Genomic DNA, 18896 nt, shown 5'->3' with positions numbered 1-18896 from the left:
CAAACAATTTAAGAGTGATTCAGCACGCTTGGCATTTTTGGTTTGGGTTGAGTTCAGTGATTATGGTGGTTAACTTGAGTGTGGTGGTTGCGTGCTTCACACCTTAATTGGGCGTTAGGTTTAAGGAGTTGTTATCAACAGATTACTAGTGTTGGCAGGGGTGTTTGTCGCATTTATCGCACATGGCACCCCTGTAAGTTCAGAATATTGCTCTGAGACAGTTATTCAATCAAACAGATTGGAAGTAGGTCAAATGGTTAGAGTTCAACAAGGAGAGTTAAGGGTCAATGTCTACAGACGGAGTGAGATAGAAATTGCTAAGGCAAAGAAACATGTTGGTGGCAGTTTCGATGAACAATACCCCTCTTGGTGGCCTAAAGATAAATACCCACTTAACTATTTTTCCGTAGCAGAGCGTTCAGTTGTTCCAGAGTATTTTGTTTTTTGGGACCGCAGCCCTATTAATGGAGCGATAATAACTCTGATTAATCCAGAATGGTACGATGAATCAGAAGATCTGAGTTATCTAGGCGATGAGTGGCAATCTGGCCTTATCGACTACGAAAATCAAGTGTACTACGACACGACAGGTAGGCCCGTTAAGTGGGGAGCGAAATCAAAAGGTTTGGAGTTGTCAAAACTGCCATTGCTTATTCCTCACCATGAATATGACAAAAAAACAGGAAGCATACGGCTCCTTTGCCAATAAACCTAACAAAGCATTTAAGAGTGACTCTCAACGCGTGGCGAGTTTACTCCGGTTTGAAATTTGTGTTTACGGTACAATGGTTTAGCTTGGGTGTTACAGCGTTGTCGCACCTTAATGCGGCGTTATATTTTTTTGAATCATGGAGGATAAATGAACATCGAACAGAGACTATCAGAACTTGGATTAGAGTTACCTCAAGCAAGCGACCCTCAAGGGAGTTACTGCAATTGTGTGAGAACAGGCAAATTACTTTATGTTTCAGGTAAAGGACCAGTGGCAGGTTTAGACAAAGTACCGAAAGGTAAGCTAGGTCAAGAATACACAACAGCAGAAGGTTACGTTTTTGCTAAAGCTACAGGCTTACATATTTTGGCAGCGGTTAAACTCGAATTAGGTTCATTAGATAAAGTAGCCCGAGTTGTAAAGCTCCAAGGTTTCGTTAATGCCACGAGTGATTTTGAACAACATCCTAAAGTGTTGGATGGGTGCTCAGATTTAATGGCAGACGTGTTTGGTGAAAAGGGCGTTCACGCACGCTCAGTTTTTGGAGCAATGTCCGTACGAGGCAATTTACCAATCATCATTGACTCCATATTTTAAATCGAAGGCTAAATATAACAAAGCGTTTAAGACGGATTCACAACGCTTGGCATTTTTGGTTTAATTCGGCTTAAGTGTTTACGGCACAATGGTTTAGGTTAGGTGGTGGCGTTGTTCACCACTTAACGCGGCGTTATGGCGCAGGGACAAACCACACTCATCAGTTGCTATAATTGATTTGTATCCAAGGCTAGGACATTAATTATGAAAAAGTCAGAAGCAATACAACGAGCGAGAAGTATATATGGTGTTGACTTTCTCAGCCGTAATACTCACTTTTCAAAGATCAATAAGGCACTGCCTGTTTGGTGGCTAGAAGTTTCATTGGACAAAATTGATGATAGTCGGCTCAAGCAAATCTATTTTTTACTTGAAGATGGTACGAACATACATTTGCTCGACATTCCAACAGAGTACTTGCGCGAGAATAAGTCTGGTTTTTACATTCGGCATGATAAGAATCATATGTGTTTCAAAATAGATGTATCATCATATCAAGAGCTTATGGGTTCTAGAAGAGAGTTAATGAAACGCTTTAGAGTATCGCCATAACAAAGCGTTTAAGGCGGATTCACAACGCTTGGCATTCTTAGTTTGATTAGGATTAAGTGTTTACGTCACAATGGTTTAGTTTCGGCGGTCGCGTTGTTCACCACTTAACGCAGCGTTATGACCTAGGAGGAAATTTGAAACTTAACAACGTTAAACTTATTTTATATTTTTCTATATATGCCTCGGCTTCTTGGTTATGTGTCGTCGTAGAAAATAGCTTGTTTAACGGACTTGAGATAGTTTTGAGTATTGCTCTTGTCGGCTTATTAATTGGTTTTTGTATTCATCAGCGTAAAGACCCTCTTAAGATATATACCCAATTTGAAGATGACCGAAAATTTTTTAGAAGACAAAGACCGGATTTATATGCAGCTTGCTGCCTTATTATTATCGGAGTGCTTTGTCTTTACACCGCTAAAGGTGAATCGTTTGAAACGGAAGTAACTGTCGTTGACAAGTACAAGAGCCTATTTAGTAGAACCCCTGCTTATGTTTTGCAACTTCAAGACAATTCTTTAGGGACTTTAAGGCGACGAGTTTCAAAGGCAGAATGGTTAAAAGAGCAGCAAAGTGGTTTAGTATCACTTAAAGTCCGTCAAAACATATTGGGCTTTCATTTGGTTACCGAGCACAGAATATTAAGCAAGTAGCTTTAAGTTCGGTCATAACAAACAATTTAAGAGGGATTCTCAACGCTTGGCATTTTTGCTTCTACTTCAACTTTAGTGTTTACGATACAATGCTTTAGGTTGGGTGGTGGCGTTGTTCACCCCTTAATTGGGCGTTAGTTTGCAAGGAGCAGAAAAGCGTTTGTGGTCTAAGAGCCTAGTCCGGTTTTATGCTTTACACCTGTTCGTTTTTCAATCTCACGAACTTTCCGGTGGTACTATGTTGGAAGTGTTTGTGGTGAGTGAGTCACTTACTGGTTCTAACATTATCGCTAGTTCTTTGGCGCGTTTTCTTTTTCTTGGTGACTAACTTGCTAACAAATGGCTTGGTCACATTTGGTTGTCAGGTTAGTCGAACGAATCCTTTGCCAGTTAAAGCGCTTCAAACCGTGGTTATATCCCGCATGTCGCTTCTTAGCCAAGTGCGTTTTGTTAGTTGGGTTTAACTTCTGAGCCGCCCGTTTTACTTTTGTGTTCAAAGTCAGTAGTTTCATAGCTAATTCAGCACCTTGGCGCTAAGCCTTTGGCTTCATCGTGGTGGCAAACTAACAAAGCGCTTAAGACGGACTAACAAACGCTCGGCATTTTTGGTTTGGTTAAGTTGTGTGTTTAAGGTGTTCAAATTGGGTAGGGTGGCAGGTTTATTAGCCACTTAGCTTAGCGTTATGCCGCTATAAGAAAATGGAGGATATATGAAAGGGAAAATCGTTCGCTGGATTGATGATAGAGGTTTTGGTTTTATAAAGTCCGACAATCTCAATGGTGATATTTTTTGTTCATGTATCCAAATTCAAAAAGGGTTTTCGCCGACCACAAGTTGGAGATAAAGTAGAATTTCAATTTGCGGAGAATACCTCTAAGCCAAGCGCTTCGATTGCACAGTTGGTTGGTATCGAACCCCAAAAAAGCAACCCTTTTTCAATTATACTCCCTGTCCTTATTGTTGGTTTTTTAGGTGCAGTTTTATATATTTTTATAATAGAGCCAAAGTTAAATCCAAAATATGAAAATATGGGCTTTAACTGTCAAGGTAAAACTTATTGCAGCCAGATGGTATCTTGTGATGAAGCCAAGTTTTACTTGTCAAACTGTCCCGGAGTTAAAATTGATGGTGACAATGATGGTAGCCCTTGTGAGAGCCAGTTGTGCGGTAGTTGGTAGTATCGGCATAACAAAGCGTTTAAGACGGATCCCCAACGCTTGGCATTTTCGGTTTGCTTTGAATTTAGTGTTTACGGCACAATGGTTTGGGTAGGGTGGTAGGCGCTGCTCACCACTTAACGCGGCGTTAGTTTGCAAAGGGCAGAAAAGCGTTTGTGGCCTAAAAGCTTTGTCCTGCGTCCTAGCTATTCACCTGTTCCTTTTCCAACCTCGCGAACTTTCCGGTGGCACTATGTTGGAAGAGTTTGCGGTACGTTAGTCATTTGCTGGTTCTAACATTGTTGCTAGTTCATTGGTGCGTTTTCTTTGTCTTGGCGGCTAATTCGTTAACAAATGGCTTGGTCATATTTGGTTTTCAGGCTAGCCGAACGAATCCTTTGTTAGTTAAAGTGCTTCAAACCGTGGTTGTTTGTCGTATGTCGCTTCTTAGCCAAGTGCGTTTTGTTGGTTGGGCTTAACTTCTGAGCTGTCCGTTTTACTTTTGTGTTCAAAGTCAGTAGTTTCATTGCTAATTCAGCACCTTGGCGCTAAACCTTTGGTTTTATCGCGGTGGCAAACTAACAAAGCGCTTAAGGCAGATTCGCAACGCGTGGTATTTTTAGTATGCGTTGGTTTATGTGTTTAAGGTGTTATGCGGTAACTTCGTATTACGTTGCTCACTACTTAGCTTAGCGTTAGTTTGCAAGGAGCAGAAAAGCATTTGTGGTCTAAGAGCCTAGTCCGGTTTTTATGCTTTACACCTGTTCGTTTTTCAATCTCTCGAACTTTCCGGTGGCACTATATTGGAAGCGTTTGCGGTGCGTTAGTCATTTACTGGTTCTAACATTGTTGCTAGTTCGTTGGTGCGTTTTCTTTGTCTTGGTGGCTGATTCGCTAACAAATGGCTTAATCGCACTTGGTTGTCAGGTTGGTCGAACGAATCCTTTGCCAGTTAAAGCGCTTCAAACCGTGCCCATTTATCGTATGTCGCTTCTTAGCCAAGTGCGTTTTGTCGGTTGTATTTAAATTCTGAGCTGCCCGTTTTACTTTTGTGTTCAAAGCCAGTAGTTTCATCGCTAATTCAGCAACTTGGCGCTAAACCTTTGGCTTTATCGCGGTGACAAACTAACAAAGCGCTTAAGACAGATTCGCAACGCGTGGCATTTTTAGTATGCGTTGGTTTAAGTGATTAAGGTGGCATGCGGTGACTTCGTATTACGTTGCTCACTACTTAGCTTAGCGTTAGTTTGCAAAGGGCAGAGAAGCGTTTGTGGTCTAAAAGCTATGTTCTACGTTCTAGCTATTCACCTGTTCGCTTTCCAATCTCACGAACTTTCCGGTGGCACTGTATTGGAAGCATTTGCGGTGCGTTAGTCACTTACTGGTTCTAACATTGTTGCTAGTTCTTTAGTGCGTCTTCTTTGTCTTGGTGACTAATTTCGCTAACAAATGGCTTGGTCACACTTAGTTGTCAGGTTAATTGAATGAATCCTTTGCCAGTTAAAGCGCTTCAAACCGTGGTCATTTGTCGTATGTCGCTTCTTAGTCAAGTGCGTTTTGTTGGTTGTATTTAAATTTTGAGCTGTCCGTTTTACTTTTGTGTTTAAAGCCAGTAGCTTCATAACTAATTCAACAACTTGGCGCTAAACCTCTGGTTTCATCGCGGTGGCAAACTAACAAAGCGCTTAAGGCAGATTCGCAACGTGTGGCATTTTTACTATGCGTTGATTTATGTGTTTAAGGTGTTATGCGGTGGCTTCGTATTACGTTGCTCACTACTTAGCTTTGCGTTATACCTTATCGGAGAAAATTACATGGAGTTAGTTGTACCATCGCAAGAGTTTAAGTCTGCTTTCGAAGCTTTCTATGAGGACTTTGCTCAAAACGATGTTGAAAATGCTGAGTACTACCTTGAAGGTAAAATTGATTTTTCCAAATATGTTCAGCGCTTGAGTGACGAAGCTGCGGGTATAAACTTACGTGAAGGTTATGTGCCATGTAGTCATTTTTGGCTGATAGATAGTACAAGGTCTATCCTCGGAGCTATTCGGGTTCGCCATAATATCGACAATGATTTCCTCTCTTTAGAAGCTGGGCATATTGGTTACGATATAGCCCCCTCATATCGTGGAAAGGGCAACGGTAAGTTAATGCTGAAGTTGGCGCTTTCGAAAGCTGCCTCTCTTGGCATCGAGCGAGCACTACTGACTGCTGATGAAGATAACTTTGCATCGCGTGGTGTTATAGAAGCTAACGGTGGTGAGTTTGAAAAAATCGTTATAGGTAAGGTTTTCCCAAATCCTTTGGCTAGGTATTGGGTCAGCTGTGAGTAACGGTATAACAAACTGTTCAAGAGGGATTCGCAACGCGTGGCACTTTCACTATGCGTTGGTTTTAGTGATTAAGGTAGTTTGCGGCGGCTTCGGTATTGCGTTGCTCACCCCTTAACAGTGCGATTCGGTAATGTAACGCAATGAACGGCTATGAACTAAAATGATAAATTAACCGAATAAATACAGTAAGATAGCTATGATTGGTTGGTTCATGGTTGTTCTCTATAATGCCTCAAGTTACAATTTTTCTGCTACATATTTGCTACACTAAGGATTGTGTCATGGCATTAAAGCAGAAGATCACCAACAGCTCTATCGAGAATCTCACCATTGAAGATAAGCGCCTAAACGATACCGAAGTCAGCGGTTTTCATGCGCGTATCTCCCCAAAAGGAACGGTGAAGTATTACCTGTACTATCGAATTAACGGCAAGCAGCGAAACTATTTCTTAGGGGCGGCTAATTCATTAACACCCGCTCAAGCTAGAGACTTAGCCAAAGAGAAATCAGGACAAGTCGCCAGTGGGGAAGACGTACAAGAAAGTCGTCACGAAGCTAAGAAATTAGAAGCCCGTGAGGGACTGACGTTAACCCGTTTTCTTGACGAACATTACCAAGACTATTTGATGGCTTTGAACCCTCGAACGGCTAACCAGTCGTTTAACTCGATTAAGAATACGTTTGCTCACTTGGGTGAAAAACGCCTCACTGACATTGCCGCTCGTGACATTCAAGAATGGTACACGCAAAAACGTAAGCAAGGTCGAGCGCCCGCCACCATGAGCCGTATTTTCATGTCGTTCAAAGCGGCACTCACCAGAGCGGTAGAGTGGGAGTTGTTAGATTCTCACTCTCTCGATAAAGTGAAACTGGTCACTGAGGATAATACTCGCGTTCGTTATCTTTCCCGTGAAGAAGAAAGCGCCTTACTTATTGCCCTTGATGAACGTAACGACAGGCTAAGAGCGTCTGGCAGTGAAAAGCTATACTCAGACTTTGTTAAGCCGCTTGTAATTACTGCTATAAACACTGGTGCTCGCAAAAATGAGTTACTGAGTTTGTCTTGGGAAGATGTGTCTTTTGAAAATCGTTACCTGACAGTGAGAGCCGAAAATGCTAAGTCAAAGAAGACAAGGCGTATCCCACTTAATGACACCGTGTTTAACCTTCTTAGTCAGTGGCGGGCACAAAACCCCAATCAAATTTACGTGTTTACCCCTAATCACCGAGACTCTGCACCTCTGATTCAATACCCTTGGCGGTGCCTGCTGAAAGAGGCGGACATCTCTAATTTCCGGTTTCACGATTTGCGCCACCACTTTGCGAGTAAGCTTGTGACGAATGGCGTGGATTTGAATACAGTTCGTGAGCTGTTAGGGCATTCTGATTTGAAGATGACTCTCAGATACGCGCACCTAGCGCCAGAGCATAAAGCCGCAGCTGTGAACCTCATCGGATAGTGAGTGCGTTGTGATGTGTTGCCAGCATCAAATCAGTAAGCTAACGATTTACTAGGTTACGAGCACTGATTTATAGATGGACGATAACAGGGATTACATACACTTAAACGAACTGGAAAAGTTAACGTTACTCACTAAGGAACAAGTGTTTGATGCGGTTGAAAGTGGGGTGTTTAGGCTTCACGCTAACATTGACTGTCCAGACGCGGCGGCAGTCGATAGCCATAACGTATTGCTCTATAGTTTGCATGTACGGGGCTTTATTGAGTTAACCCAAAAGCAATCTCTGCAAGTCTTAGTGGGTAAATGCCAGTTAACGCGGTTTAAAGCCGTACCAACACTGGCCTATGCTAAACCGAGACTCATTAACCAGGCTTTCCCGAATGCGGTTAAAGGTCAGTTTAATGGCATCCACGAACAGCGTTTAAGCTCCAAGAATATAGCTTTCATCGTGCCAAAACTGGTAGCGTTGTACCCAGAGCAAGAAAGCATGATGCAGATTGCCAAAGGCAAAACCAGTCAAGGACAGGTATCAAGCCTCGTTGGGCTCTTGTCGGCATTCACTGAAATCATCAGTGAAAGTAGCAAGCAATTATCGCCCTTACCTATAGGTTTGAAAGCTAGTGATATCAGGCTTTGTCCAAAGAGTTTAAGCCAGTCCTTTAACCGAACTTGGCAAGATTTAAGCCGTAGCGATAACCGGTTATCTAACCAAGCTAAGCCAGTTACAAATTCAGCGGAAAACCAAGTAGGGCAAGGCTTAAAGCCAAACATCGAAACCAATCCCGTTAAAATGATCCAGCATCGAATACTCACCCTTTACCCTCAAGCCAAAGCAAGAGAGGTTTGGAATCTGATCCGTGAAGATGTGAGAGAAGAACGCTACCAGTTTGATGTGGATGTGATTATTGACGGCATCGATAACGAACGTCTATACACTAGTAAAGATACTGCGGATGGTATGTCCTTTAAACGCTTCCAAAATATGCTGTCAGAGGTAAGGAAGGGCATACGAGAATAAAAGCTCCCGTAAAACTTCCCACCTTTCTTCCCGTGAATGATTCTAAGGTTTTCATAGTACCTCCACGAACAATGAAGGTACTTAAAGTATGGAAAACCAAGAGAAAAACAAACGCGCTTACACAGAGCAAGAAACCTCGACTTACATCGGCATGAGCCGTTCATTTCTACGTCAAGCACGTATGGAAGGGCAACGTAAAAACAGAACGGACGCGCCTCCCTTTATCAAGATTGGGCGTGCGGTTCGTTACCTTAAAGAAGACCTAGACCGTTGGCTCGATAACCACACTAAGCGAGACCACTTATCACAAGAGGAGTGCTTCCATGCTTAAAGAGCCAGAGTTCCCTCATGTGAAGTACACCGAGTCCGGTAAAACCATTGTGCTGAATACGGCTGATAACCTAAAGGCGTTACTCAAAAGTTCTGGCTATGAAGCCAAGCTCAACAAGATGACCCTAGAGCCTGATATTTTCAAAGGTAAGGAATGCATCGGCTCACCCGATACGGTGAGAAGTGAACTGATTTCAGTCGCGTCTATCCATTCATTACCTAAGCCCGCGATTGATGACCATTTTAACGCTATCGCCTTAGACAATAGCTACCATCCTATTAAGGATTGGTTAGGTGGAGGATGGGACGGACAGCCAAGAGTCGACACAGTGTTAAGCTGTTTAGGGGCTAAGAATCCACAACTGGCTAGAATCGTATTGCTACACTGGTTAGTGGGCTGTGTAGCATGTTTGCTTGTGCCTAATTTTAAATCAAAGCTCGTTCCAGTACTGCAAGGTGAGCAGTCCTTTAAGAAGACGGCTTTTGTTGAGCGTATTGCTAACGTGATGCCAAGTGCCTTCTTAGAAGGGGCTGAGTTAAACCCCGATAACAAAGACAGCATCTTATCGGTGATTCGTTCGTGGATAGTTGAACTTGGGGAGCTAGAGCGTTCTACCAAAAACTGCCAAGGCGCGCTCAAAGCCTTTGTGACACGCGCTCAAGATACCGTTCGTCCTCCTTATACGAGAAGTGATATTAAGAAGTCACGACAAACCAACTTAATTGCTACGGTAAACGGCACAGACTTCCTTAAGGATGAAACAGGCAACTCACGTTACGCGGTCATTGAACTAATTGCTGAAACCAATATGGACAAACTTAACGAACTATTAGGTTGGGATTATCAAGTGACAGGTGAGTTGACACTGGTAGAACCGGAAAAACTGCGCCAATTCTGGTTAGAAGTGAAACACCTATTCTTAGTACAAAAACACCCTTGGATGCTTTCACCTGACGCTCAAGCCTTGGTATCAAAAGAATCGGCTAAGTACGTGGATAAAGGCACTTGGTACAACATGCTCAACGACCAACTAGAAACCTGTCATGGCAAGGCTAGGGAATGGCTCACGACTAAGCAAATCTGTGACTTATTCAAAGTTGATGCATCTAAAGGTAACGTGGTTGGCAAAGCCTTAAACCAGCTACACAAAGAAGAAAAGCTAGATAAGAAAATGCTTAATGGTTCAAATCAATACTGTTTTCCTACCGTCATTCCCCATACTTCATTTCTGTAAGTTGCGATTTCTACCCCACTTGCTCCACTTGAACCATGATTAGGTGGAGTAAGTGGGGTAGAAATCGGAACATCTATAAATCAAAACCCACTGGAAGACGGAAATTTGAGGAAGCTCATCGCAAGTTACTCATTAGCTGAAAGTATTCCGATCATTGTCACGGATATCTTTGCTATGAAATGAAAAAATTAATATGCAGTCAGTTGCTTTTTTGGAGTGTAGATGCGAATTCCGTTTGGTATGAAAGATGATAAACTTTTCGATGTGAGTGAGGTTGAAAGAGGGCGAGCTTGTGAGTGTATTTGTCCTAGTTGCAAGCAACTTCTGAGAGCTAACAAGGGTGATCTAGAAAAGAAAATTCACTACTTCTCACATGATCCGAAGTCCCAACAAGAAGGGGAGAAGCGCAAAGACTGTGAATATTCATTCTTTGTGGCGGCTCGACTTCTAACTAAGCAGCGATTAGAGTAAATGGAAACCATTGATCTTCTGTTACCAGATGGATTATCACACATTTCACAGCGAGATATTGTTGGTGAAAACCATACGAGTACCTGCTATTACGCCAATGCTAAAATCCTAACGCTATGTAATATCGAGATTGAAAAGAGTTATATCGGTGGGGAGTTCGATATCGTCGGTTATTGTGGTAAACACCCTATAGGATTGCACTTTTCTTATGATGGGCGGTTGCCCCTTGATTCTGCGGCGAACGATTCTGATGACGCCATCCTTGAAATAGACCTTACTGAATTGTTAGAGGTTTATCGAGCACTCAAACTCGAAGAGGGGATGACATTTATTGATGTTGTTCTAGATTATGTTCTAAATAGTGGGGAGAGGTCATGGGTTAACCACCCAAGAAGAAGGTTAGAAGAAACGAAAGTAAAGTCGCAACTTCACCAATTTATTAACGAGTTCAATTGCTGGTTGTTTAGGAAGGATGAAGACGGTAAAGACATTTACGAACAGTATTATGGGCAAGGTGGACATTATTGCCACCATTGTAAACGAGCTTGGTTAGACGAGATTTTTCTGCCTAAATGCCCTGAATGTTCCCGTAGTGGTCGAACGTTTGGACGTAGAGCTGAGATCAAAACATTGAGGGATTTGAATACATTGCGAGATAAGCAAATCTGCCTCAAGTGTTTCACCTGTCGAACGGATGAGTTTGAAGATATTTGTACGGAATGTTATTCGAGGTATTAAAAGTATGAAGTGAAATCCGCAAAAAGGATTGTCCAAGAAATTGTTAGAAATGTTGTTGGTGAGCGTTATTAAGTGGAATAACCATTGCTTAGGTAGGGTTTAGGGCTGAGCCTACAAAAAGCCACCTTGATAGGTGACCTTGTTGATAACTATCAGCCAGAAACTGAATTTAGTTTAAGACTCGTCAACAGTTGTTGAGTTTGCGTTATTTTTTACAGAGTCGATACCATTTATAGCCCCTTGCTTTGAAGCATACATTTCACTGGTCGCGATCACCTGCCCGTTGTCAGCTTTAAGTACAAAGTAGTATGGTTGATTGGTATCCTTTGTAGATTTCTTAATTACATACTTGCCCATCTGTTTACTCCTTTTGGGGAAATGTAAGTTGTGAGACGATTTATCACACAGATATACTGGCATTGTTGCATATTAACTCAAGTGTATTTTGCATGTTTTATGAGCAAGTTATGATTTATCGCAGTTGCAGTGAATTCGAAACTGCAGTGGAAAGATGAATTTGGTCAGAAAACTAAGAAGAACACCATACTTGAGCTATTGATGTTTTGATAAATTAGGAAGGTCACTGGCACGTTTATGTCCAACTTCGAACTAGCTAACACTAACACGGCTAGCTCAGATCTGCCCCAATATGATTTAGAAAAAACATGTTCAAACTTAAGGGACGCGTGTTTCCCCAGCAAAATCTAATGTCAAATGTATGGCTGCTTTAGTTGCCCACTACACTTACTTTTCCGTATAACTAAATCGTTTATTAAGTATGAAAAGTGGCACGTTTGTTTAGTGTTTAGTGTTTAGTGTTTAGTGTTTAGTGTTTAGTGTTTAGTATCGCCTTAAAATTCGACTTTACGTTGTCATCGTTCTTATTTGTTTAGTTAAAATCATATAGCTAATTACTCCACCGAATACTGGGAGGCCTAATGAGAGGAATAGTATCATTCCTTTACTCTGAACTTCTTTGTTAACTAGTACGATTATGAGCGGTAGAAACCAAGCAGTGACAGCAGAAATGAAAAGAGATACGCCTAAAATTGTAAATACCATTTCGTTGTGAATACCTGAATGGTCAACTACAAAACTTAGTATCAACATAACCCAAAATAGAACAATAGATTGCTTTAGTAACCTCAGCATTTTCATTAGCATTAGTTTCGCACTCCTAATCAAGTAATAAATGTGGCCAATGTAATCTTTTGTTCAATGTAAATCTAGGGTTGTTACAGTGCTGGTATGGAAGTGTGATGTTTATGACTTGTTAAGACGTTTGTAGTTTTCCTCCTAAACAGCTTAGTCCAGAGACAATGCTAGCTCTTTTGTGCCCCATTCCTTTCTAGTTAAACCTATCAGTAACGTAAAGCAGTTAGGCCGATAGATTAAATTTTTTATCAGAAGACTGCCTACAAACGACAGGCCTTGCCAGAGAATAGTGATTAAAGAGCAGGCAAAATTCGGCATGTCTGCTCGTATGTAGATCTAACAGATGAGCATCATTCAAAATGCCCTGAAAGTTCAAGAACTTTCATATAGCTAGGAAACTCTGATGCTTCACCATTTGGATTTAATAAGTATCTATCTGACACTGCACCTACAGCACTCGTGGAGTTATGCGATGGTACACTGCCGGCCATTATGGAATCCCAAAGGCTCGGAGAACTGGAGTTATCTATTCCAACTAGAACATAGAAAAGTATACTTTCAAATGACTCTGCCTTTGAACCACCAATGGTAACAGATGGGATAGCATTATTTTTTAGAAGATAGTCTTGGTCGTCTCTTGCGTTGTGATCTCTACGATATGGATTTACTCTACTCTTAGTAAATGCTGCGTATTCTGTTGAATGTAATCTCTTCAAAACTGCAAGAATAGTTAACGGAAGAATCTTGAATTGCTTCCCACTAATTTTAGCTAGGTCCAAATCCTGTATTACCTTGTCGATTTCACGCAGTGAAGTCATATTGTGCCAATCAAAAATACTGACTAACATCTGGGTAATGTACAGGTCGCTAAATGAAAAGTCGTCACCAATTATTGTTGTTAGCCTACTTTTTAAGTATTGCTCTGTACTTGGTGGCGGCAGTGTCACTGTTTTGTGGAAAAATCGACTCAGGTAAGAGTGAGCATCAAAGCCGTTGCCGTAAATAGCTTTAATAGAGTGTTGTAATTGGCCTGTGTCGGTCGCGACTACAAAGACAAACTTCTTGGTATCGAAGAAGTGTTTAATATTTTCAATTACTTCAATGGCATAGCTTGGGCGACAGCGGTCTAGTTCATCTACCAGAATATAAATAGGGTAGGTTTTAGGTGTATCAGAGTCTTCTAATGATTTGATAAGCGAGGCGGCCATCGTTTGAAGAGTAGACTTGAACTCGGAGATACCTTCTACTTTTTTACGTTGCTCAACCAAACTCTTTAGTACTTCTTTTAAAGCATCGCCACACTCTTTTTCTGCAATATCTAAACCTAGAGTCTCATTAAAGTCTTCGATTAGTGATTCATCACTATCTATGCCTGTTTTATGTTTAACATATCCCACCGCCATAGATGGTGCGGTTTTACGAATAAAGTGGCTACTTTTCTCTAGAAGATCCTTTGCAAACTTTTTGTTAACACTCCGTGGGTTTTTTAACTGATTTTGAAAGCAATCAACAAGTGCCAGCATGGCATCTTTAGAAAAGTCTGACTTCCATGCGTCAAAATAAACAACGGGATGACTTTTGGATAGCTCGTTGTACCAACATTGTAAAAATGTTGTTTTACCTGCACCCCATTCAGCGTTCAGGTTGAGAACATAGCCCTTATCAGATTTTGAATTGAGAAAGCGTGTTAAATGCTGAGAAAATTGTTCATTATCGATGACTCGGTATTGATCGAACGTTTCTGAGTTTGGAACTGGAGAAGCCATGTTTTAGCCCTTGACGATATGTAAGTTGATCTTGAAATTAGAAACCATAAATCTCGCGGTGTTTCTGAAAATAAAAGCAATACTGTGGGGGCCGGCCGGATATCTTTGTATCTGCTTTAGATACCAAAGGGATAACTCATGAATCTCACTAATTTGCATTTAGATCAGGCTTTCAAGCGGTTGATTATTAAATTATTTATACCATAAATCAATAAAAAATCCTGCTCATAGGCTCACCTTTATTGCGTAGGAAATGCTAGCGTCAAATTCACGTCACTGAAGTGTGAATAGATCATTCAAGCAATAGACCTGACGAGTTTTACATACTTCACGTTATTTATTGTTTACTAAATTAGAGATAGCGCTAAAACGTTTATGTCCAGAAACTTCACAGGCTGAATTTTCACCCGTGGTACTTTCTAACTCAAAAGTGCCCCTATACAAGTTAGACATTATTGTGGTTAACTTTCGTTTTTATATGAAAGGGCTTATGTGTAGGGTAATGCAAAGCCTACCATTCAAGGGATATTGTAGGTAATATGAAAAATATAGAATCCGTATGCTCATTTTTTGAAGGGCTAGGTATTACTCATCCTGAACGTTATTTTTCTACGTTTTCAACTTCATTAGTCGATGAATCTTGTGTATTGCTACGTCAAGGCGAAGAGCAGACCCATGCATTCTATTTGGTCTCTGGTATCTTGAAGGCCTGCCATTATTCCGATTCAGGAGTAGAGCGATGTAAGGAGTTTTATTTTCCACAAAGCCTTTGCATACTTTTTTCGAGTTGGATAGAGCATCGAGAGTCTAGCTATCAAATTGAATCATTAACTAAAGTAGAATTCATTAAAGTCCCAATGAGTATGCTTAATTCTCAAGAATGGGTTAACACAAAAATTCAGCTCCTAGAACAGCAACTGCTTTATAAAGAAAAAAAGGAAAGTTTTTTTCTGCTCAATACACACGAAGAAAGATATAAGCATCTAGTTAACGATTTTCCGCATTGGGTCAAACACTTAACAAGCGTGGATATCGCTAATTACATGGGGATAAGCCCTGTTAGTTTATCAAGAATAAAAAACCGCATTAACAATTGTTAATTAACACCATTGAATTTCAATAGAACATAGAACCACTATTCTTTACTTAGAGAACTCTATTTTGTGGGTTTTATTTTCTCTTTTATCCGCTGCTTTTTTAACCATGAAGGATGTCTCATTAAAACAGTCGACATCTAGATTATCAGCAATACAATCTACAGCGGTAATGTTGCTCATTCTTTGCCCTATTTGTCTATCCTGCATATTCATTCTCGAAAAGGTGAACTACGACGTTGATCTAGTGATAATGATGTTATCGGCTGCCACGCTTGATGCTGCTGCTATGACATTTTATCTCTTAGCTTTGCGCAATGGCTCCTTAGCCAAAGTAATTCCTCTTTTATGCTTTGTTCCTGTATTTCAGCTAGTTTTAAACTTTGTTTTCTACAATGAAGTCCCTTCCTTGTTTGGATTCATGGGAATAATTTCCGCGATCTTTTTTATATTTTATGGTGAGAGTTTAAACCTAATAAGCATAATAAAAGATAAAGCGATAAACAGCATGATATGTGTCGTTCTGCTTTGGTCACTTAGCTCAATCATTCATAAAGATGGTTCTGGTCAGATTGGAGCTGTTAATTGGACGGCGCACATATGTTTAGTCATGTTCTTATATTATTTGCCTTTTCTGCTCAGAATACGGGTATCGACTATAAATTTAAGTGACTTTTCTTCTTTAATTGTCCCCGCTCTGGCTCACCTACTAACTTTACTGACATTTTATCAAGCTGCTTCGCTGGGAAACGTTGCTTTTGTATCTTCACTAAGACGATTTTCGACTGTATTTTCAATTTTGATTGGTTGGTATAAGTACAATGAGACGGTAACAAAGAGACTCTGCATATCGATATTTGGGCTAATAGCATCAGCTTTAACCATTACACTTTTCGGTTAATCGTATGACAACTATCGGGGAGTTGGTTCTAGCTTTCGGATATCGTCCCTCTAAGATGTATCGTTAATGTTTGAAACGCATAACTCACAATTGTCCAGACATGTGTTAGAAAGAGCTTGTTTTTGGTTGTAAGAATAGAGAATTACAAAGCTACATATATGCTACATGTGTTCTATTTTAAAGTTTGATCTTTATATTAAGTGTTTGATAATATATGTTTTTTTTATTTTTTATTTCGCCTTAACAGGGCGTTATGCGCAAGCAGGAACCGAGATTTGAATCAATATATCGAATTAGTAAATACAGCAGAAAAGATAGAATATGATAAGCCCAATTCGGTTAAAGCTTCTAATTCAGCAGTTGATAAAATGTATTTGCTTGTGCGTTCTGCTTCTAATGCTGAATTAGAAAGTTTATTTGAGCTACTTGAACACTCATTAGCCAAAAAGTGGCTGGCACATCAATTGATTGAGTGTCATTAATTACCAATTGAAATTGAAGATAAGTGCATAGGTATAGTAGAGGGGTTAGCTGGAGAAGAAACTCTAAATTCTTTAGGGGAGGAAGTCTGGCTAAAAGAATGGAAGCCTAAATTAGGTCGCGCATAACAAGGCATTTAAACGGAACTAAAACGGTTGGCTAGGTTCCGCTTCGCTGCACATTATAGCCAACCATTTTAGTCCGCTTAATGTGGCGTTATATGTATTAGTGGGTATTTCCACAAAGGTTGTAAAAATAAATGGTTGTCAACGACTATATAGAAAATACGGAGTTTACAGAGCTCCCTAATAATCTACTAGATATCAGTGAAGTGCCTGATGATATTGCGGGTATATGTAAATTTGTTCAAGGTAACCTTATTCATTCATATTGGCTTGAACACTATGGTGTCGAGGTTGACCCCTCAAAAAAACTTACAGAAATGCAAACTCGATATGCTAAATATTTAGTCTCTTTAGCAATGTTGAAATCAGACGAACCTTCCCATGTGTTCAAGAAACCAAGCCATAGAGTTGTAAGTATTTGTAGAGACTTTTCACTATTGGTTTGCTCTATTTTGAGGTCAAAAGGAGTTCCTGCCCGACTAAGGAGTGGATTTGCGACTTATTTAGTTCAAAACCATTTCGAAGATCACTGGGTTTGTCAGTATTGGGATAAAGGGAAGGGATGGGTAGCGGCTGATGCTCAGCTTGACGACATTCATCATCAAATCTTGAAGTTTGAATTTGACCCGTGTGATGTGCCATCATCAAAATTTATAGTGGCTGGGCAGGCTTGGAAGTTATGCCGTGAAAACTTGGAGTCTGCTGACAATTTTGGTTTTCGGGATTTCAAAGGATTACCGTTTATCAAGGGTAGCCTTGTTCGAGACTTGTATGCATTGTCAAAATTTGAAATGCATACGTGGGATACAGGGTGGGGCATATTGCCTAAATTCATCAGCCCTATTTCTGGAGAGTATGAATTAACTCTTCTCGATGAACTTGCAGATGTTAGTTGTTCTTCGGATAGCTCCAAAGCTCTTAAGTTAGTTGAGTCGTGTAAGGAAATAGAACTTCCAAGTGGTTGGGATTGCTCGAAGTTTCCGACACTAAGTGAGCTATATGCTTCACTGTAGGCGCAGAACACATATAACAAGCAATTTAAGCAGACTGCCAACGCTTGGCATTTTCAGTTCGGTTTAGCTTTAGTGATTCCGGTGGTAAATTTGAGAGTATTTGGTAGCGTTGTCAGCTACTTAATTGGGCGTTAGGCAAACTATTCAAACTTATCGTATGTCTGATTGAACTTAGTTATTATATGGTCTTTCATTCCATAAAGTATAAAGGGCAAATTTATGCGAAATATTCTGCTGGTTTTAGCTAGCTTTAGCGTTTTATCTGGCTGTACTTCACTAAAACATAATGGTGGAGGTGTTGAAGAAACACTTATTGATCACCCGCCGATCGGTGTTGAGGCTGTAGCTTATGTGGGGGATGAAATGCTAGCGAAAGGAAAGCAAACCACAGTGAATGCGATATCTTTGAAGCACAGCACCTCCGTAGGTGTGCTCGGTGGTTACACTTTTTCTCCGGGCATTTATACGCAAATAGGACACAGCCAAAACAAAATTTTCTATACACCGACACAATACGGTATGGTTCAAGCTAGCGCATTAGCAGACCCTTATGGTGGCATGTACGTAGATCAGAAAACCCGAGAAATTTGTGGTGTTTCTACTTTAGGAGGTACGGTGTGTGCATCTGCCGAGTTTAAAGATATCAAGCATACAACGAACGACATGCTATCTTTTCAACAGACACTACTCTACTCGGGTAAAGTTGGTAATAAAATCAATATTAGCTATCGCGAATTCAGCAATGGTCAAGCACGAGCTGCGTTTACAAATGATGTTGAATATGACTTAAATTCATCAAAAGTAATCGGGTATAAAGGTGCTCAAGTAGAGATTATTGAGGCTAATAACCATAGTGTTAAATACAAAGTACTCAAAAACTTTCGATAACGCGTTTGCCTAACAAAGCATTTAAGAGTGATTCCCAACGCTTGGCATTTTTCATTCCATCGTTGGGTTTAGTGTTTACGGTGGTATCGTTAGGTTCAGTGGTAGCGTTGCTCACACCTTAATGCGGCGATATGCAAAGTGGTTCGTCCTTACATTGTCGTCGTTCTTACCTGTTTACTTAGAATCAAATAGCTAATTATTCCACCGAAGACGGGGA

Annotated in this window: 21 protein-coding genes and 1 pseudogene; 17 read left to right on the top strand and 5 right to left on the bottom strand. The window is 40.6% G+C overall.

The genetic code is table 11. The annotated features are described in order from the left end of the window. Window positions 1-148: 148 nt before the first annotated feature. The 4 genes from OCU50_RS08475 to OCU50_RS08460 all read left to right on the top strand — a co-directional run bounded on the left by OCU50_RS08475 (window position 149) and on the right by OCU50_RS08460 (window position 2511). Window positions 149-709, top strand: a complete 561-nt coding sequence (locus tag OCU50_RS08475) for a hypothetical protein (RefSeq protein ID WP_201023963.1) — start codon at window positions 149-151, stop codon at window positions 707-709. 150 nt (window positions 710-859) lie between these two features. Next, window positions 860-1309, top strand: coding sequence for a RidA family protein (locus OCU50_RS08470; protein WP_060469801.1), 450 nt, complete (start codon window positions 860-862; stop codon window positions 1307-1309). A gap of 204 nt (window positions 1310-1513) precedes the next feature. Then, the gene (locus OCU50_RS08465; RefSeq protein ID WP_060469800.1) at window positions 1514-1861 is read left to right on the top strand and encodes a hypothetical protein; all 348 of its coding nucleotides are present in this window, start codon (window positions 1514-1516) and stop codon (window positions 1859-1861) included. A gap of 134 nt (window positions 1862-1995) precedes the next feature. Then, window positions 1996-2511, top strand: a complete 516-nt coding sequence (locus OCU50_RS08460; protein ID WP_060469799.1) for a hypothetical protein — start codon at window positions 1996-1998, stop codon at window positions 2509-2511. A gap of 332 nt (window positions 2512-2843) precedes the next feature. Here OCU50_RS08460 and OCU50_RS08455 read toward each other — a convergent pair whose 3' ends face one another. Further along, window positions 2844-3023 (bottom strand): hypothetical protein, encoded by a 180-nt coding sequence (locus tag OCU50_RS08455; protein ID WP_060469835.1) that lies wholly within the window; start codon window positions 3021-3023, stop codon window positions 2844-2846. A gap of 198 nt (window positions 3024-3221) precedes the next feature. Here OCU50_RS08455 and OCU50_RS08450 point away from each other — a divergent pair. After that, a pseudogene (locus OCU50_RS08450) lies at window positions 3222-3690 on the top strand (cold shock domain-containing protein). Between the two features lie 380 nt (window positions 3691-4070). Here OCU50_RS08450 and OCU50_RS08445 read toward each other — a convergent pair. Beyond that, entirely contained in the window at window positions 4071-4196 is a 126-nt protein-coding gene (locus OCU50_RS08445; RefSeq protein WP_261809194.1) for a hypothetical protein, read from the bottom strand. A gap of 915 nt (window positions 4197-5111) precedes the next feature. Beyond that, on the bottom strand, window positions 5112-5291 hold the full coding sequence (locus OCU50_RS20750; protein ID WP_082995078.1) for a hypothetical protein: 180 nt from the start codon (window positions 5289-5291) through the stop codon (window positions 5112-5114). 192 nt (window positions 5292-5483) lie between these two features. Between OCU50_RS20750 and OCU50_RS08435 the strand changes: the two genes are divergently transcribed. The 7 genes from OCU50_RS08435 to OCU50_RS08400 all read left to right on the top strand — a co-directional run bounded on the left by OCU50_RS08435 (window position 5484) and on the right by OCU50_RS08400 (window position 11257). Then, window positions 5484-6002, top strand: coding sequence for a GNAT family N-acetyltransferase (locus tag OCU50_RS08435; protein ID WP_025634908.1), 519 nt, complete (start codon window positions 5484-5486; stop codon window positions 6000-6002). Window positions 6003-6283: 281 nt separating this feature from the next. Beyond that, window positions 6284-7462 (top strand): site-specific integrase, encoded by a 1179-nt coding sequence (locus tag OCU50_RS08425; protein ID WP_060467970.1) that lies wholly within the window; start codon window positions 6284-6286, stop codon window positions 7460-7462. 76 nt (window positions 7463-7538) lie between these two features. Continuing rightward, window positions 7539-8483, top strand: a complete 945-nt coding sequence (locus tag OCU50_RS08420; protein ID WP_060467969.1) for a hypothetical protein — start codon at window positions 7539-7541, stop codon at window positions 8481-8483. Between the two features lie 88 nt (window positions 8484-8571). Continuing rightward, entirely contained in the window at window positions 8572-8814 is a 243-nt protein-coding gene (locus OCU50_RS08415; RefSeq protein ID WP_017057177.1) for a helix-turn-helix transcriptional regulator, read from the top strand. Beyond that, complete coding sequence (locus OCU50_RS08410; protein ID WP_060467968.1) at window positions 8807-10048, top strand: VapE domain-containing protein; 1242 nt, start codon at window positions 8807-8809, stop codon at window positions 10046-10048. The genes OCU50_RS08415 and OCU50_RS08410 overlap by 8 nt, the downstream gene beginning before the upstream one ends. Before the next feature lie 222 nt (window positions 10049-10270). Further along, window positions 10271-10519, top strand: a complete 249-nt coding sequence (locus tag OCU50_RS08405; protein WP_060467967.1) for a competence protein CoiA family protein — start codon at window positions 10271-10273, stop codon at window positions 10517-10519. Next, the gene (locus OCU50_RS08400) at window positions 10520-11257 is read left to right on the top strand and encodes a hypothetical protein (RefSeq protein ID WP_060467966.1); all 738 of its coding nucleotides are present in this window, start codon (window positions 10520-10522) and stop codon (window positions 11255-11257) included. Window positions 11258-11431: 174 nt separating this feature from the next. Here OCU50_RS08400 and OCU50_RS08395 read toward each other — a convergent pair whose 3' ends face one another. Beyond that, window positions 11432-11614, bottom strand: coding sequence for a YegP family protein (locus OCU50_RS08395; RefSeq protein WP_060467965.1), 183 nt, complete (start codon window positions 11612-11614; stop codon window positions 11432-11434). 1148 nt (window positions 11615-12762) lie between these two features. Then, window positions 12763-14178, bottom strand: a complete 1416-nt coding sequence (locus OCU50_RS08390; RefSeq protein ID WP_060467963.1) for a KAP family P-loop NTPase fold protein — start codon at window positions 14176-14178, stop codon at window positions 12763-12765. A gap of 539 nt (window positions 14179-14717) precedes the next feature. On the opposite strand from OCU50_RS08390, the gene OCU50_RS08385 reads away from it, so the two are divergent. The 5 genes from OCU50_RS08385 to OCU50_RS08365 all read left to right on the top strand — a co-directional run bounded on the left by OCU50_RS08385 (window position 14718) and on the right by OCU50_RS08365 (window position 18679). Continuing rightward, window positions 14718-15278 (top strand): Crp/Fnr family transcriptional regulator, encoded by a 561-nt coding sequence (locus tag OCU50_RS08385; RefSeq protein WP_060467962.1) that lies wholly within the window; start codon window positions 14718-14720, stop codon window positions 15276-15278. A 103-nt stretch (window positions 15279-15381) separates the two neighbouring features. After that, window positions 15382-16173, top strand: a complete 792-nt coding sequence (locus tag OCU50_RS08380) for an EamA family transporter (protein WP_235588146.1) — start codon at window positions 15382-15384, stop codon at window positions 16171-16173. 275 nt (window positions 16174-16448) lie between these two features. After that, a complete protein-coding gene (locus OCU50_RS08375) occupies window positions 16449-16655 on the top strand; it encodes a hypothetical protein (RefSeq protein ID WP_060467960.1) in 207 nt (68 codons plus the stop codon). A gap of 257 nt (window positions 16656-16912) precedes the next feature. Next, window positions 16913-17791 carry a transglutaminase-like domain-containing protein gene (locus OCU50_RS08370; protein ID WP_060467959.1) on the top strand — a complete coding sequence of 293 codons (879 nt, stop codon included), beginning with the start codon at window positions 16913-16915 and terminating at the stop codon, window positions 17789-17791. Window positions 17792-18010: 219 nt separating this feature from the next. Next, window positions 18011-18679 (top strand): hypothetical protein, encoded by a 669-nt coding sequence (locus OCU50_RS08365; RefSeq protein ID WP_060467958.1) that lies wholly within the window; start codon window positions 18011-18013, stop codon window positions 18677-18679. Window positions 18680-18896 lie beyond the last annotated feature (217 nt).

The organism is Vibrio toranzoniae, assembly GCF_024347655.1.
GTDB lineage: Bacteria > Pseudomonadota > Gammaproteobacteria > Enterobacterales > Vibrionaceae > Vibrio > Vibrio toranzoniae.
Note: the sequence above shows the minus strand (reverse complement) of the source record. Positions and strands in the feature narration are given on the sequence as shown.